The sequence below is a fragment of the Alistipes shahii WAL 8301 genome (assembly GCF_025145845.1).
In the GTDB taxonomy this organism is placed as follows: domain Bacteria; phylum Bacteroidota; class Bacteroidia; order Bacteroidales; family Rikenellaceae; genus Alistipes; species Alistipes shahii.
In genome coordinates this window covers 3,158,632-3,173,556 of record NZ_CP102253.1, presented here as the reverse complement: position 1 = coordinate 3,173,556, position 14,925 = coordinate 3,158,632, and the positions used below count along the sequence as shown (strand labels likewise).

The following is a 14,925-nucleotide window of genomic DNA, read 5'->3' as shown; positions in this document are numbered from 1 at the left end:
TTAAAGTTATGAACGAGAACAAAGAAAAGCGCGAGTTCGCGCAGCAGTTGGAGCAAATCGCCGAAACGCTTACGCAGGCGGTAAAAGACAACGAAGGCCGGGCCTTTATCCTTATCGGCACGGACGTTAAGGACAATAAGGACGGCGAAAGCGAGAATGTGCAGGGCGTAATAGCAGTAGGCGGTAACGGTGGGCAAGTAATAAAGGGGTTGGCGAATTTCTTCACCGAAAAACAAACCGCGCCGCTTGCTGCCGAAGCTATGGAATTAGCGACCTTGAAGAAGTTAAGCCGACTTCTTGAAAACGAATAACAACCTATAAAAATTATGAGTTATGGCAGAAGAAAAAGGATTAACCGTAATTGACGAAGCAAAGCGGAAATTTGAACTTGCCTGTAAGGACGCTTCGGCCTTGCAGATTGTAAACAACTTCGGCGCGGCATTTACTGCCGTAAACGTAATTGCCCTTTTGCGCGAAGCTCTTTCCGACGAAGTAATGGAGCGTGTATTTATGCCGCTTATGAACACGAAGGTAGGCTTTCTTACCGACCGTAACGGGCGGCCGCGTAAAAACGGGACGGTACAACCGCTTTATACTATCCCGGTTGTTCGGGACGCGATTATAGACGCGGTAAGTATCGGGCTTCTTCCGACCGGCAACCAATTTAATATTATTGCCGAACGAATGTACCCGACCAAGGAAGGCTATACGGCCCTTCTTCGGAAACTCGGCGTAAAATACTTCATCGACGTATCATTTGACAAAGGCCAAACCGCCGGATTTGCGGAGGTGCCTTGCAAAATCAGCTACACGTACAACGGAGAAAAAAACAGCTTCGGAATAGTGGCAACCGTGAAGAAGGACGATTACAGCAGCCCCGACCAAATCCGGGGTAAAGCCGAACGACGCGCCAAAAAAGCCCTTTACGAGTATATAACCGGTTGCGACTTCGGCGACGCTGATGAACAAAGCGGCCCCGTTGAAGACGTGGAATATAAGGACGTTACCCACGAGGTAGAAACCGAAATACAGAATAACGCCAATACCGGCGGAACACTTGATTTCGGCCAAGCAGAAACGAACGGAACCAAACAGCCACTTAAAACACCTGGATTCTAATATGAAAGTAATTTTTGGTATTGCCATTCTGACGGCAAAGGACATCGACGCAATGAACGCCCGGATTAACAAAGCGGCGGACATGGCGAAGGAGAACGAACAGAGCGTAGCCCAGCAAGACAAAGCCCTTATTCGATTTTCGGGCAAATTCGCTACGGCTATGGACTTCATCGGCCGGAACCTTCCGCTAAAAAGGAAGCGTAAAGCATTTCGCAAAATCGTAGAAGCGTAGTTACAATGGTTCTAAAAGTATTAGGCAGTAGCAGCCACGGAAATAGCTACATATTGGAGAACGACCGCGAAGCCTTGTTATTGGAAGCGGGCGTAAGGTTCGCCAGCGTGAAGCAAGCGTTAGACTACAATATAACGAAGGTTGTAGGCTGCCTAATTACCCACGAACACAAAGACCACGCAGGCTACATTAACGAAGTATTGAAAGCTACCGTACCCGTCTACGCTTCGGCCGGTACAATTGAGAACACCCCAATAGAAGGCCCGCGCCGCGCGAATGTTTGCAAAGCCGGAACCCTTTTTACCCTCGGCGGTTTCCGAATTATTCCTTTCGGGACTAAGCACGATTCCGCCGAGCCTTTGGGGTTCTTCATCAATCACGAAGAAACGGGTAATATCCTATTCGCTACCGATACCTATTACTTGCCTTGCAAGTTTGCAGGACTTAATAACGTATTGATAGAATGTAATTACCGCTTAGACCTATTGGACGCGAATATAGCGGCCGGGCGCATTCCCGCCGTTGTTCGGAACCGTACGCTAAAATCGCATTTAAGCTACGACCATTGCGTACAGGCGTTACAAGCCAACGATATAAAGGGGGTAAATAATATTGTTCTTATCCACCTTTCCGACGGTAACAGCAACGCCGAACAATTCCGGGCCGGAGTGCGAGCCGCAACCGGTAAGACCGTACATATAGCCGAAGCGGGGCTAATAATCAATTTCGACAAAACCCCCTTTTGATATGATTAAAGGATTTGACCAAGAAACGCAGCCCTTAAACGATTACGAAATGGGCGTACTTCTTCCGCTTCTCGTACGGGGGCTTAGGACGAAAATAGGGCGCGAAAATGCCGTTACAAACAAGCATATCGTAAATACCCTTAAAGGTTCCTATAAACTAAACGACGCACGGGTAAGGAAGATTATAAACCACATAAGGACAAACGACCTTATACCGGGCTTAATAGCCACTTCCGAAGGGTATTTTATCGCCCAAAGCGAAGCGGAACTATTGGAGTACGAAGAAAGCCTAAAAGGGCGTGAAGACGCTATTAGGGCCGTCCGGTTGAGTATTGCGCGACAAAGGCGAATACTTTACGAGCAAAAGAGGGAAGAAAAACAAAGTTCACTTTTTAACAAATAACAAAATGGAAAAGCAGTTTTTTATGGTTTACGCCGAAGGCCAAGGCGCACCGACGTACAAACACGAGAACGAACAGGCTGCCAGCAAGGAAGCCGAACGATTGGCCGAGAAGTTAGGGGTTAATACGACCGTATTACAGGCCGTAAAAATGGTTGCCCCGAAGGACATTACCAAGCGCGTAAAGACCTACGCGGACGCTTGCGCTGTGCTTGGCATTGAGCCGATGAACGAAACCGTATTAGCGAAGTTAGGCTTTACCAAGGACGAAATAGCCTACCGCAAGTTAAAGACCATTGCCGAAGCCCTTAACGAAGGTTGGCGGCCGGATTGGGCCAATAGCAACGAGTACAAATATTGGCCTTGGTTCGTGTATAATCCCGCTCATGCCGGCTTTTCGTACGCGTCTACGAATTACGCGGCTTCGTATACGACGGCGACTGTCGGCTCCCGGCTTTGCTATAAAACCCGTGAACTCGCCACGTACGCGGGCCGTCAGTTCGAAGGTCTTTATAACGATTTTCTTTTAATCAAAAAATAATGCAACATGGAAAGAGAATTAGGGAAAGACCTTGAACAAGGCAAGAAGCGCGTAGCCTTCCTTATGGATAACTGCGACGCGGTGGAAGAAAAGGGGTATATGAAGCCTTTTACCCCGGAAGAATTGGCCCGCATGAAAGAAAGCCTTTCGGAAACGGACATCGAAATTAACGACATCGAGGAAGAAAAGACGGCCGCGATGAAGGACTTTAAGGCCCGTTTGGAACCCCTTACGACGGAGCGAAAAAAGACCTTGGACGGTTTGAAGAAGAAAGCCGAATTTGTTACCGAAAGGTGCTTTAAGTTCATCGACCAAGAAGCCCGCGAAGTCGGCTACTACAACGAGAACGGCGACCTTATCGAGAGCCGGCCGGCGTACAGCGAAGAATTACAAACAACACTTTTCCAAATCGGAAGAAAAACAGGTACTAACAACTAAAAAGCAAAGCAATGACGAAGCAAGATTTAATTACAGTCGTTGGCAGTAAGACCGGGCAAAACGATAGCCACGTAAGGCCGATTATCGAAGCCACATTAGACGCAATTAAGGAATGCGTACAGCGCAAGGAACCCGTTTACCTTCGTGGCTTCGGAACCTTCCAGCCGAAGAAACGGGCCGAAAAGAAAGCCCGTAACATTACCGCCGGTACTACGATTATCGTACCGGCGCACGAAGTAGCCCACTTCAAACCAAGTAAAAGTTTCACAATCAACAAGTAAAAAAGTATGGACGAAAACAAAAAAGTAGTAGTAAACCTTCCCGAAGGAACTACGCAGGCGGAAATTATCGTACGTGAGGGCGAGGCCCCCGCAGTTCTTGCCCCCAAGCCCCCGGTAAAAATCGACCTTTCCGGTGTTATCGGTGCGCCGGTTGAATTTTTGGAATTACGGCGGTACGATTCCGAACAAATTAACCCGTTGCGCTGCCACGTCTTAGTAGACCGTGAACAGGTAAGTATTACCCTTATCACGAACGAAGACGACGAATATAGACGCGGGCGAATCGTTGGAAAACTGACTACGCACCCCAAATTTTCCGAATTTGGGATTAACGCCGGCAAAGGTTGGGAACCTAACGAGTTGGGGCAGTTCTTCAAAATGAACCGCGCATTTTTCCCGGACAAAACCGCGAATATGAAGCTCGTAACCGAACTTAAAAACTTCGAAGCTACCGTAAATTCCAAGGTAGAGAAGCAAAAGAGCGAAAAGGGCGACTTCAAAGACAATTATAGCGGCGTGGTTATGAGTAACCTGCCGGAAGCCTTTACCCTTCAAATTCCGATTTTCAAAGGTATGCCGGCGGAAACTATCGAAGTGGAATTTTACGCTTCGGTAAACGGCCGCGACGTAACCCTACAACTTGTAAGCCCCGGAGCGTGCCAGCTTTTGGAAGACCTGCGCGACCGAATTATAGACGTGCAGGTAGCCCGCATTCGGGAACTAAGCCCCGAAATTGCGATTATCGAGCAATAGCAGTATTAACCCAGCTACCCCGGTTTCCGGGCCGGGGTAGCTTTTCAAAAGTAACAAAATGGCAAAAAGATTTATAGATACCGACCTATTTAAGAAACGATTTATAAGGGACTTACCGCCCGCTTATAAATTGCTTTGGGTGTACCTTTTTTGCGAGTGCGACAACGCCGGAATATGGGAAGTAGACTTAGAGGTAGCCGGGCTTTATTGCGGCGAAACGTACGATTTAGAGGACTTCGAAAAAGCCTTTGCCGGAAGAATCCATTTCTTCAATAACGGAAGCAAAGCGTTTTTACCCGAATTTATCATATTTCAGTACGGCGGGTTATCGAACTTGAACCCTACGAACAACGCGCATAAATCGGTATTGCAAAAACTTGAAAAATACGACCTTATGCGGGTTTTGAACGAAGGTATTACCCAGCTACCGCAAGGGCCGACGTTAGGTGCTGGCAAGCCCCAAGGCAAGGGTAAGGCAGCCCCTAAAACAAAAGGCGGTACAATCTTTCAGAAACCTACCTTAGAAGAAGTTGCGGCGTATTGCCAAGAACGGGGCAACGACGTAGACCCGCAAGCGTGGATAGATTACTATACTTCTAACGGTTGGAAGGTGGGCCGCAACTGTATGAAGGATTGGAGAGCAGCGGTTAGAACTTGGGAGCGTAACGAAAAAGGGAATAGCGGAAATGGACGAAAAGGACAACAAACAGGGGCCGCAACGGGTAGACTTGGCGCGGTTCCGGGCGGTACTTCAAAAAAGAAATATACCGATACGCTTTAAGGTCGATAAATACACCGAAGACGTGCCGGCAATGTTGCGCGAATGTTATATAGCCGAAGTTATGCGGCGGCGTATGCAGTTCATCGACGACGAAGCAACCCAAAGCCATATAGAAAAGGCGGCAAAATGGCTGACGGGAAACCATAAACCGGGGCTTCTTCTTCATGGAACAGTAGGCAATGGCAAAACAACCTTAGTTCGTGCAATAGGTAGCCTTATAGGGGTACTGTACGAAAGCCTATATTCAGACCGGCGTAAAAATGTTTTGGCGGTATCGGCTTTGGAACTTGCAGACATAGCCAAGAACCAGCCGGAACGCTTCGACTACATTAAGAAAGCCGAGTTATTGGCGATTGACGACGTAGGTACGGAACCTTCCGTAGTGAAGGTTTGGGGAAACGAAATTAGTCCTTTTGTCGATACGATTTACTACCGGTATGACCGGCAGAAGTTTACAATTATGACCAGCAATCTAAGCGCGGAAGACCTGGCAGATAAATACGGCGAACGGATAGCCGACCGATTTACGGAAATGTTCGACAGAATAGCGTTTGAAAATTACTCTTATAGAAAATAATAGCCAATATGGAAAAGATATACATTTCAGGCCGAATTAGCGGCCTACCAATAGAAGAAGTAGCGGCAAAGTTCGACGAAACGGAAACCAAGTTAAAAGCCCAAGGTTACGAAGTGATAAACCCGCTTAAAAACGGTATTCCGGCTACCGCCTCTTGGGAAGCCCATGTAGCTATGGACGTTCTTCTACTTATGGGGTGCGACGCTATTTATTTGTTGCCCGATTGGGGATTTTCCAAAGGGGCTACGCTTGAAAAGAATTTAGCCGAACTAACGGGAAAGACAATTATTTACGAAGAAGTACCTGCCTTCCAGCACATAAAGCAGGCGATAGCCGAAGGCATGGGCGTTTCATTCTTCGATATTATAGGCGAAAGTAGAGAGCAAAAACACGTCTTTTCCCGTATGATTTTCGCCCAGCTATGCCGTGAAGAAGGGGCAACGGTGGTAAGGATTGCAAAAGAGATGAAGCGGAACCATGCTACTATTATCTACTACCTCAGAAAGTACCCGGATGATTACCGATATACCCCCGAATTTAGGGCTTATGCAAACGCAGTCAAAGCCCACCTATCAAAAGACTAATTTTCCGCGAAAGCGTCTGACTATAATACGAAATGGACAACATTAGATTACTATATATAGACTTGTTTTGCGGTGCGGGTGGAACAAGTACAGGCGTAGAGAAGGCCAACTATAAGGAGCGAAAATGCGCGAAGGTTATAGCTTGCGTAAACCACGACGCGAACGCCATAGCGAGCCACGCGGCCAATCATCCCGAAGCGCAGCACTATACGGAAGATATGCGAACCTTGGACTTACGCCCATTGGCAGAACATACCGCCGAAATGCGCCGAATGTACCCTATGGCGAAAGTTGTGCTTTGGGCTTCGCTTGAATGTACCAATTTCAGCCGGGCCAAAGGCGGCCAGCCCCGCGACGCAGATAGCCGTACCCTTGCCGAACACTTGTTTAGGTACATAGAAGCTCTTACCCCCGATTATATCCAAATCGAGAACGTAGAAGAATTTATGAGCTGGGGCGACTTGGACGAAAACGGAAAACCGATTAGCAGGGACAAAGGGCGGCTTTATACCAATTGGGTAGATAACGTAAAAGCCTACGGGTACAAGTTCGACCATAGAATACTTAATGCAGCGGATTATGGGGCATATACCAGCCGAAAGCGTTTCTTCGGGATATTTGCCAAACCGTACCTACCTATTGTATGGCCGAAGCCTACCCACTCAAAGACCGGGGGCGGCGACCTTTTCGGCAGCTTGGCGAAGTGGAAACCCGTAAAGGAAGTTTTGGACTTTGCCGATGAAGGGGAAAGTATCTTTAATCGTAAAAAACCGCTTTCGCCTAAGACCTTGGAACGCATATACGCGGGCCTTATAAAGTTCGTAGCAGGCGGGAAGGATTCGTTTTTGATTAAATATAATTCAGTCAATAAGAAGACGGGGAAGCATATCCCGCCTTCGATAGATGAACCATGCCCTACCGTAGCTTGCCAAAACAGGTTAGGGATAGCGAACATTCATTTTCTCGCAAAGCATTTTAGCGGACACCCGGAAAGCAAGGTTTCCAGCGTAGACAACGTAGCGGGAACCATTACGACCGTAGACCACCATAGTTTAGTAGGGGCCGAATTTCTTTCGGCATACTATGGAAACGGTAATAATCATTCCGTAAATATGCCTTCGCCCACTATTACAACGAAAGATAGGTTTTCGGTGGTAAAGCCGGAATTTATAGCGAACAATTATAGCGGCGGCGGGCAATTATCATCCTTGGATAACCCTTGCCCGGCGGTAATGACGAATCCCAAGCAAAACGTAATAGCCTGCAAATGGTATCTTATGAACCCTCAATTTTCTAACGCCGGCGGTTCCGTCGAAAAGCCGTGCTTTACCCTTATCGCCAAAATGGATAAAAAGCCCCCGTACCTTATTGCTACGGAGTGCGGACAATTGGCAATAGAGATTTACGAAACCGATAGCGGCCCAATGCGGAAAATAAAGGAGTTTATGGCCCTTTACGGTATCGTCGATATAAAAATGCGAATGTTAAAAATTATCGAGTTAAAGCGAATTATGGGGTTCCCGGAAAACTACACCCTTATAGGGACGCAAGCCGACCAAAAGAAGTTTATCGGCAATGCGGTAGAAGTGAATATAGCCCGTGTTCTTTGCGAAGCCTTGGTAGAAGAAATTGTAGACGAACTATTAAAAGTTGCATAGAATGACACTACGAATTATTAAACCACCGAAACCCGGTAAAATGTTCGTTACGTTGGCTTCTACCGGCTATTTATTTTTCAGTAGCCGAGCAGTTGCAGAACTTAACCTTTCAGAGCATAAAGGGGTACTATTGGCCCACGATGAACGCGGGGCTTTGCACTTGAAAGTTTCCTATAATACAGACCCCGACGCTTTCCGGGTTTATGTACGGAAAAATGGGGCTTGTTCGGTTACGTGTATTCGGGTTGCGCCCTTGTTTCGCCGTATAGGTATCGAAATTAAAAAATCAACCCGGTACAACCTTATCGAAGCATCGGAAGAAGGTTTTTATAAGATAGAAGGACTTAAAACAAAATGAAAACAAAGGATTTAAGCAAGTTGCCGGAAGGAGCTATTTTGCTGGTAGTAAAGAACAGTAACGGGACATTTTCGCCGTTAGGCATAAACCCCGACCAAGGGCGAATTATAACGGCTTTTATCGGGAAATTAAGCGAAGAACAGCCGTTAGTAGTAGCCAAAGGAATAGAGTTAATAACCAAATAATTAAAGCAATATGTTAGTATTAGAAGCAATTGGCAACCTCGGAGCGGACGCCATTATTAAAGACCTTAACGGACAAAAGTACATAGCTTTCAGCGTAGCCCATACCGAAAGCTATAAAGATTCGCAGGGGCAACGACACGAACGTACGACTTGGGTAAGTTGCCTTAAATACGGAGAAAGCCAGGTAATTAACTATTTGAAGAAGGGTACCCGCGTATTTATTCGCGGCGAACTTTCGGCCAAGGCATATGAAGCCGGCGGAGCATTGCAAGCCGGTATAAATTGCCGGGTTAGAGAATTGCAGCTTTTAGGCGGAAACCGGGCTGACCAAACAGAAGCCCCCCAGCAGGCCGTAACGACTTCGGCCGCTACACCAACTTACGCGCCGCCGGCATATCAGCAACCCGAAGAAGTAGACGATTTGCCATTTTAACAATTATCGATATGATAGGAAAGAAATTAAGCCCCGTGCTTGAAGAAATGGAAGCTACCCTTTGGGAGTACGAAGCATTTAACGGAGCAAAACCGAATTACACCTTAGAAGGGTTCCGGGCTTCTACAAAAATATTTATGAGCGCACTATTAGATAAGTTTTTCGAGAAGCAGCAGGCCGAAGGAGTTAGCCAAGAAGACACCTTAAAAGCCGTAGAAAAATTAGGGCAAGACGTTCGGGCCTTGGTCTTTAACGCTACCGGAATAGATACGCACCTACTTTATAACCGAACAAAAGTTAATTAAAATATTGAGTATGAAAGCAAAACAATTTAAGGAAGTAAATGCAGTTTACGGAGAAAATCAACCCGAATATTACCCCCTTCCTGCATATAAATCAGAAGACGGAACGGCGGTTTTTTGCTTTGAGTTGGACGAAGAAGAACGGAAGAAGATAGCGGAAACCGGGGAACTTTGGGTAGCCCTTCGAACATTTAACCAGCCATTACAGCCAATATGCGTAACCGTGAATAAGTCGGACGTTTTAATAACACAATAGTATGAAAGCAGTAGTAACACTTGGCAAATACTTCGGCCCGAAGCACCCCCGTAAAGGGCAAGAAACGGGCTTTATAGCCAAAGTAGCCGACGGGCGGAAGGTACACACCTGCCGAAGCAATTACGGGTATTGGCGGGCAAAAATCGAAAAAATAACGGCTACGGGTGGAGTTCTTAGCGTCCGCCAATGGAGCGCGAAGCCATACCGAAGCCCCCAAGAAGTTATAACCGAGATTCCGGCCGGCATTGTAGGCGTGCAAAGGTTGGCGTTACGGCGCGAACGTCGTGTAATAAATCACTATGCGGAAGAACAGGATAAACCGATAGCAACTGCCACTTATTACGATTATACGGCAGAGGTAGACGGCCACCCCGTCCCCCTGGAGATTTTAGCCGAAAACGACGGGCTTACGGTAGACGATTTTAAGGCATGGTTCGCGCCGATTTTCGCCGAAACAGATAAGAAGTACCCGCAGTTCGCCGGGCTTGCTTCTGCCGTTACGATTGACTTCGCTATTATTCACTTTACAAAAAGGCGGTACTAATGGGAACACGAAGCGACAATTTGCCGAATGGCCTATATAGGGACGACGACGGAAGTATAGGGCTTATAATATGCCCCAAATGCCAGCGCGAAAACTATGCGCTTAATGTAGCCCTCGGTTATTGTACTTGGTGCGGCTACGACGCGAATAAAGATTATAACATACATAAAGATAAAGACGATGAAAGTAAAGGACATAATTAAAGACGACAAATTTAACGAGTTCTTAGGCTACGAAATAGAAGCCTATAACAACCGACCGGCTCCGCAAGAAGGTTGCAGGTATCGCCGGACACCGTACGACGCATTGAAGGATGCGGGAATATTTACGGTAGAAGGTATTAGGGAAACTTTTATAAAGGTTGCGAACCTTGAAAGCGGCCTGCCGAAGTCCCAGCGCGACGCAATAACCGGGCTTGTATTCAGAGTAGCCCAAACGGTAGTAAACTATCGTGCGAAACAAGAAGTAGAAGCTAAAAAGTAGATATTATGGGATTCAAAGCAATAAAGCAGCATTACGATATAGGGTATATCGTGGCTATATATAACGAAGAAAAATACGGCGGGGATTGTATTTGTATCGGTTCCGGGTTTGTTCACGGGCTTATAGCCATAAATATAGAAACCGGTAAAGTTTTCTATTCATCATTGGTTACGCCCGGAGAAAATAGTGAAATAGGACAGCTTGCCGCTCGTATTAAGGCAGACGAAAAAAACGGGGTACTTCGGGCCTTGATTGATGAACCGGACACCTTCGCCCGTAACCTTCCGGTATTTACTACCGAGAATTGGGCAGTAAAGGCCGAACAATGCGAGGAATACGGTTGGCCCAATACCACCCACACGGGGCGAATAATGTACGAAAATACATACTTCCGTACGCGAGCCGAAGCGTACGCCGACCTACTTAAAGATACAAAGAACGGCATAAAACATCGCTGGATTGCCAGTAGCGTACAGGACGCATTACGAAAACTTAGGCGGGCTATTTGGCTATACATGAAAACTATCGGTTATTGGGTTGCGGCCCGCACTATTGGCCGCTTCATAATGAAACGAAGCTATGGGAAGAAAAGGACGTAGACCGGGGGCTATTGATACTGCCCCCCACCTTCCCGGAACCAAAACAGCCGCACGATAACAGCCGACACCGGGAATTATGCCGATTAGCGGGGAAATGGTTACGAAAGCCAAAATTCGGCTCCAGCTACTGCCCATACGTTGCCGTAGAATTGGTAACGGCCAGCCAAGAAATCCCGGACGTTTTCGGGTGGAACTATTGGGCTACGGTTCTTATCGAAGTGAAGGTTTCGCGTTCCGACTTCTTGGCCGATGCAAAAAAGAGTTTCCGCCAGCAGCCGGAAGAAGGCGTAGGGGCCTTTCGGTACTATTGCAGTCCCGAAGGATTGATAACCGAAGTCGATTTGCCGGATAAATGGGGGCTACTTTGGGAGAAAGACGGGGTTATAACCGTCGTTAAGGATGCGGAACGCCAGCAACAAAACGCGCAAGGCGAAATAACTATCCTTGCTTCGATTATGCGCCGCGAAGGGGTAAAGCCCCGGTTATTTGATTACAGAAAGCAAAATAATGAGTATGAAGCAGAACGAAGAAACTAAGGCTTTACAGGAAGAAATAAGGACACTAAAAGCCGAAAAGAAGGAATTGGCTTGTAGGTTAAGCGGTCTTTCTTCGACGTTAATACAGGTTCTTAAAGTAAAATCCCTTAGAGGTTGCGAGGTAAAAAATTGGGTGGGATTTCAGAACGGGAACGGTACGGACGTAGGGCAAGATATAGAACGATTGATTAAGCGGGCCGAACGGGAACAGAAGTATTTATTAACGGTTAAACACGAATAGGTATGTTCGACACAGATAAAGTTATAGTAGTTGCCGACGTTACGAAGCAGCCGTATTTATCGGTCGCTCGTTTTTCGGGCGGGTGCCGGGTAAATGGCGTATTCTACGCCTATGTTCTCCAGCGCGATATTTTGGTACGCGAAGATTGGTTAAAGGCATATTCGGCTATGGATTACGACAAATTTATAGCCGCCGTTAAAACCGGAGCCAAACAGGAATTACCGACTTGCCGGACTTGTAAGCACCGCCAGCGTTGGGAATTGAACGACCATAGCACGAAGATAGTGCAAAGTTGCGCCCTTCAAAAGAGCCGAAGAACGGGTAACGGATTGAAGCGAATAAAGGTAACTAACCCGGCTTGCCGCTTATACGAAAAAGAATAAAATTTATGGGACAAAGCAAAAAAAGACATTGTTGGAGTTGCATATACCTTGAACGAGATGCAACCAGCAATAACGACCATTGCAAGTTACAGAACGTAATAAAAAGTCGCAATGCGATAGCGTGTAAAAAACATAAGATTTGGTATAAAACAAAGGTTAAATGCGACATATAGAAAGCCAAATACAGAAGGACTGCGTTACTTGGTTCCGGTTGCAGTACCCGAAAATAGGCCGCCTTCTTTTCGCGGTTCCGAACGGCGGGGCGAGGAACGCAAAGGAAGCCGCGATTATGAAGGGCGAAGGAGTAACGGCCGGGGTTGCCGACCTTATCCTACTTTACCCTTCCGGCGGGTTTCATTCCCTTTGTATCGAGTTTAAGACCCCCAGCAAAAGCAGCCGGCAGACACCCACGCAAAAGGAGTGGCAAGCGTTGGCCGAAGCGCACGGTAATAAGTACATCGTTTGCCGTTCCTTAGAAGATTTCCAGCAGGTTATACGGGCATATATCCCCCATCTATGTTGGTAACTTTTTAATTATTCTTGGATAAAGAAGCGTATTATAATAATACGCTTCTTTTATTTTTGCGTAACGCGAATATTTACACACAAATAAACGTACGCAGGTATGAAAGAAAAGATTTTACAGGCTCTTACGACCTTTAAGGGCTACTTATTCAGTTCGGACAAATGGCTACATTTAGCGGCGGGCTTTATTATCGCCTTCTTCGTGGGGCTTTTCGGTGTATTCTATGGCCTTTGCGCCGGGATTGCGGCCGCCGCCGGGAAAGAGCTTTACGACAATTTCAGCAAGAAAGGAACCCCGGAAGTTTGGGATTTCATTTTTTCGGTAGTCGGTGTACTTGCCGGTGTCCTTAACGTACTATTGGCCCGCTTAGTCTTCCACTTCATCGTGTAGAGCCTATGACACCGAAGAAGATTATAGAAGCGGATATAGCCCAACTTGTACCGGACGACGTGAATTTTAACAAGGGTACGCAGTTCGGCCAAAGTTTGATAGAAAAGAGCCTGCGCCAATTCGGGGCGGGCCGTTCTATTCTTTTGGATAAGAACAACCGTATTATAGCCGGAAACAAGACCGTAGAAAACGCCGGGCAAATTGGCTTAGAAAAGGTTTTGATAGTCGAAACCACCGGCGAAGAAATAGTAGCGGTAAAGCGTACCGACATAGATTTAGACACGCGGGAAGGGCGCGAACTTGCCTTAGCCGACAATGCGACCGGGGCCGCTAACTTGGCTTGGGACGAAGCGGCACTTACCCAAGCGTCGGATAAGTGGGATATAGCCCCCGACGATTGGGGCGTAGAATTGGAAGGCTACGGCGGAGAAGGCGGCCAAGGGGAAGAAGATACCGAAGAACAGCTTAGAAGACTTAAAGACGACTTCGTAATGCCGCCTTTTTCCGTGCTTAATACCCGTACGGCCGAATGGCAGGAACGCCGCCGCGCTTGGTTGGAAATAGGCATAAAGAGCGAGGAAGGCAGGGACGAAGATTTGACATTTGCCAAATCAGCACAACCGCCTGCCTTTTACGATACCAAAAACGCACTTCGGGAAACCTTGGGGCGGGAACCGTCTACCGATGAATTGTTAGCGGAAATGGAGAAGCAGGGAATACAAGCTATGGCGACTACTTCAATATTCGACCCCGTTCTAACCGAACTTTCCTACCGTTGGTTCAATATTGAGGGCGGCCGCATTTTAGACCCCTTCGCCGGTGGAAGTGTTCGCGGTATCGTAGCGGCAAAATTGAATATGCCGTACGTTGGTAACGACCTTCGGGAGAAACAGGTAGTAGCCAATATCGAGAACGCGAAGGAAGTATTAGGTAACATGCCGGCCGACATTGCGCCGCGTTGGACGGTTGGCGATAGTACGCAGCTTGAAGACGTGTTACAAAAGAACGGCGTTACCGGCGATTTCGATATGGTATTTTCTTGCCCGCCGTACGCAGATTTGGAAGTATATAGCAATGACCCCCGCGATATTTCCAATATGGATTACCCGCAGTTCTTGGAAGCCTACAAAGCCGCAATAAAGCAGGCTTGCGCCCGATTGAAGAACAACCGCTTTGCCGTCTTCGTAGTTGGGGATATTCGAGATAAAAAGGGCATTTACCGCAATTTCATAGGCCACACTATCGAAGCCTTTACGGAGTGCGGCCTAAGCTACTATAACCATTTGATTTTAGTAAACCAGGTAACAAGCCTTGCTATCCGGGTTCGCAAGCAGATGAACACGGGCCGCAAAATTGGCAAGCTACACCAAAACGTATTAGTCTTTTGCAAAGGTTCGGTAGAAGAAACGGTAGACCAATTCGAAGAAGTGCAGGTAACGAAGGCCGTAGAACAGTTCAATAAGACCCGCGCGAATAGCGGCCTTCACGACGACGTATTGGTATTCTACAAAGGCGACCCGAAGGCGATTAAAGAAGAATTTGGAGAATTACACGCGGGGGACGATTTACCGCAATAAGT

Annotated in this window: 27 protein-coding genes; all 27 read left to right on the top strand. The window is 47.1% G+C overall.

The annotated features are described in order from the left end of the window. Positions 1 to 8: 8 nt before the first annotated feature. The 27 genes from NQ492_RS13330 (at position 9) to NQ492_RS13200 (ending at position 14,923) form a co-directional block, all read left to right on the top strand. Positions 9 to 311 carry a hypothetical protein gene (locus NQ492_RS13330; RefSeq protein WP_015545846.1) on the top strand — a complete coding sequence of 101 codons (303 nt, stop codon included), beginning with the start codon at positions 9 to 11 and terminating at the stop codon, positions 309 to 311. A gap of 22 nt (positions 312 to 333) precedes the next feature. Next, positions 334 to 1,119 (top strand): hypothetical protein, encoded by a 786-nt coding sequence (locus NQ492_RS13325; RefSeq protein WP_015545845.1) that lies wholly within the window; start codon positions 334 to 336, stop codon positions 1,117 to 1,119. A 1-nt stretch (position 1,120) separates the two neighbouring features. Next, complete coding sequence (locus NQ492_RS13320; RefSeq protein ID WP_015545844.1) at positions 1,121 to 1,351, top strand: hypothetical protein; 231 nt, start codon at positions 1,121 to 1,123, stop codon at positions 1,349 to 1,351. A gap of 5 nt (positions 1,352 to 1,356) precedes the next feature. Continuing rightward, the gene (locus NQ492_RS13315) at positions 1,357 to 2,097 is read left to right on the top strand and encodes an MBL fold metallo-hydrolase (RefSeq protein ID WP_015545843.1); all 741 of its coding nucleotides are present in this window, start codon (positions 1,357 to 1,359) and stop codon (positions 2,095 to 2,097) included. A 1-nt stretch (position 2,098) separates the two neighbouring features. Then, on the top strand, positions 2,099 to 2,500 hold the full coding sequence (locus NQ492_RS13310) for a hypothetical protein (protein ID WP_015545842.1): 402 nt from the start codon (positions 2,099 to 2,101) through the stop codon (positions 2,498 to 2,500). 4 nt (positions 2,501 to 2,504) lie between these two features. Then, on the top strand, positions 2,505 to 3,038 hold the full coding sequence (locus NQ492_RS13305; protein ID WP_015545841.1) for a hypothetical protein: 534 nt from the start codon (positions 2,505 to 2,507) through the stop codon (positions 3,036 to 3,038). 6 nt (positions 3,039 to 3,044) lie between these two features. Beyond that, positions 3,045 to 3,476, top strand: coding sequence for a hypothetical protein (locus tag NQ492_RS13300; RefSeq protein WP_015545840.1), 432 nt, complete (start codon positions 3,045 to 3,047; stop codon positions 3,474 to 3,476). Between the two features lie 11 nt (positions 3,477 to 3,487). Beyond that, positions 3,488 to 3,757: an HU family DNA-binding protein gene (locus NQ492_RS13295; RefSeq protein ID WP_015545839.1), complete on the top strand. Its 270-nt coding sequence runs from the start codon at positions 3,488 to 3,490 to the stop codon at positions 3,755 to 3,757. A 6-nt stretch (positions 3,758 to 3,763) separates the two neighbouring features. Next, complete coding sequence (locus NQ492_RS13290) at positions 3,764 to 4,510, top strand: hypothetical protein (protein ID WP_015545838.1); 747 nt, start codon at positions 3,764 to 3,766, stop codon at positions 4,508 to 4,510. A gap of 58 nt (positions 4,511 to 4,568) precedes the next feature. Continuing rightward, positions 4,569 to 5,291 carry a hypothetical protein gene (locus NQ492_RS13285; RefSeq protein WP_015545837.1) on the top strand — a complete coding sequence of 241 codons (723 nt, stop codon included), beginning with the start codon at positions 4,569 to 4,571 and terminating at the stop codon, positions 5,289 to 5,291. Then, positions 5,197 to 5,868, top strand: a complete 672-nt coding sequence (locus NQ492_RS13280; RefSeq protein WP_227204637.1) for a P-loop NTPase family protein — start codon at positions 5,197 to 5,199, stop codon at positions 5,866 to 5,868. The genes NQ492_RS13285 and NQ492_RS13280 overlap by 95 nt, the downstream gene beginning before the upstream one ends. Positions 5,869 to 5,876: 8 nt before the next feature. Then, entirely contained in the window at positions 5,877 to 6,452 is a 576-nt protein-coding gene (locus tag NQ492_RS13275) for a DUF4406 domain-containing protein (RefSeq protein WP_015545835.1), read from the top strand. Positions 6,453 to 6,484: 32 nt separating this feature from the next. Further along, positions 6,485 to 8,110, top strand: a complete 1,626-nt coding sequence (locus NQ492_RS13270; RefSeq protein WP_015545834.1) for a DNA cytosine methyltransferase — start codon at positions 6,485 to 6,487, stop codon at positions 8,108 to 8,110. Position 8,111: 1 nt separating this feature from the next. Continuing rightward, the gene (locus tag NQ492_RS13265) at positions 8,112 to 8,468 is read left to right on the top strand and encodes a hypothetical protein (protein WP_122141268.1); all 357 of its coding nucleotides are present in this window, start codon (positions 8,112 to 8,114) and stop codon (positions 8,466 to 8,468) included. Next, positions 8,465 to 8,653 (top strand): hypothetical protein, encoded by a 189-nt coding sequence (locus NQ492_RS13260; protein WP_019131462.1) that lies wholly within the window; start codon positions 8,465 to 8,467, stop codon positions 8,651 to 8,653. The genes NQ492_RS13265 and NQ492_RS13260 overlap by 4 nt, the downstream gene beginning before the upstream one ends. A 10-nt stretch (positions 8,654 to 8,663) precedes the next feature. Continuing rightward, positions 8,664 to 9,086 (top strand): single-stranded DNA-binding protein, encoded by a 423-nt coding sequence (locus tag NQ492_RS13255; RefSeq protein WP_015545833.1) that lies wholly within the window; start codon positions 8,664 to 8,666, stop codon positions 9,084 to 9,086. Between the two features lie 11 nt (positions 9,087 to 9,097). Next, on the top strand, positions 9,098 to 9,391 hold the full coding sequence (locus NQ492_RS13250) for a hypothetical protein (protein WP_015545832.1): 294 nt from the start codon (positions 9,098 to 9,100) through the stop codon (positions 9,389 to 9,391). 10 nt (positions 9,392 to 9,401) lie between these two features. Beyond that, the gene (locus NQ492_RS13245; protein ID WP_034780540.1) at positions 9,402 to 9,644 is read left to right on the top strand and encodes a hypothetical protein; all 243 of its coding nucleotides are present in this window, start codon (positions 9,402 to 9,404) and stop codon (positions 9,642 to 9,644) included. Position 9,645: 1 nt separating this feature from the next. Beyond that, positions 9,646 to 10,188, top strand: coding sequence for a hypothetical protein (locus NQ492_RS13240; protein WP_015545831.1), 543 nt, complete (start codon positions 9,646 to 9,648; stop codon positions 10,186 to 10,188). Positions 10,189 to 10,368: 180 nt separating this feature from the next. After that, positions 10,369 to 10,671, top strand: a complete 303-nt coding sequence (locus NQ492_RS13235) for a hypothetical protein (RefSeq protein WP_015545830.1) — start codon at positions 10,369 to 10,371, stop codon at positions 10,669 to 10,671. 5 nt (positions 10,672 to 10,676) lie between these two features. Further along, positions 10,677 to 11,270 carry a hypothetical protein gene (locus NQ492_RS13230; RefSeq protein ID WP_015545829.1) on the top strand — a complete coding sequence of 198 codons (594 nt, stop codon included), beginning with the start codon at positions 10,677 to 10,679 and terminating at the stop codon, positions 11,268 to 11,270. 149 nt (positions 11,271 to 11,419) lie between these two features. After that, the gene (locus NQ492_RS13225; protein ID WP_019131461.1) at positions 11,420 to 11,806 is read left to right on the top strand and encodes a hypothetical protein; all 387 of its coding nucleotides are present in this window, start codon (positions 11,420 to 11,422) and stop codon (positions 11,804 to 11,806) included. Beyond that, the gene (locus NQ492_RS13220; RefSeq protein ID WP_044053920.1) at positions 11,784 to 12,047 is read left to right on the top strand and encodes a hypothetical protein; all 264 of its coding nucleotides are present in this window, start codon (positions 11,784 to 11,786) and stop codon (positions 12,045 to 12,047) included. The genes NQ492_RS13225 and NQ492_RS13220 overlap by 23 nt, the downstream gene beginning before the upstream one ends. A 2-nt stretch (positions 12,048 to 12,049) precedes the next feature. Beyond that, positions 12,050 to 12,430 carry a hypothetical protein gene (locus NQ492_RS13215; protein ID WP_015545828.1) on the top strand — a complete coding sequence of 127 codons (381 nt, stop codon included), beginning with the start codon at positions 12,050 to 12,052 and terminating at the stop codon, positions 12,428 to 12,430. 160 nt (positions 12,431 to 12,590) lie between these two features. After that, positions 12,591 to 12,956: a VRR-NUC domain-containing protein gene (locus tag NQ492_RS13210; protein WP_015545827.1), complete on the top strand. Its 366-nt coding sequence runs from the start codon at positions 12,591 to 12,593 to the stop codon at positions 12,954 to 12,956. 99 nt (positions 12,957 to 13,055) lie between these two features. Beyond that, positions 13,056 to 13,346, top strand: coding sequence for a hypothetical protein (locus NQ492_RS13205; protein ID WP_015545826.1), 291 nt, complete (start codon positions 13,056 to 13,058; stop codon positions 13,344 to 13,346). A gap of 5 nt (positions 13,347 to 13,351) precedes the next feature. Continuing rightward, entirely contained in the window at positions 13,352 to 14,923 is a 1,572-nt protein-coding gene (locus NQ492_RS13200) for a hypothetical protein (protein ID WP_015545825.1), read from the top strand. Positions 14,924 to 14,925: the final 2 nt, after the last annotated feature.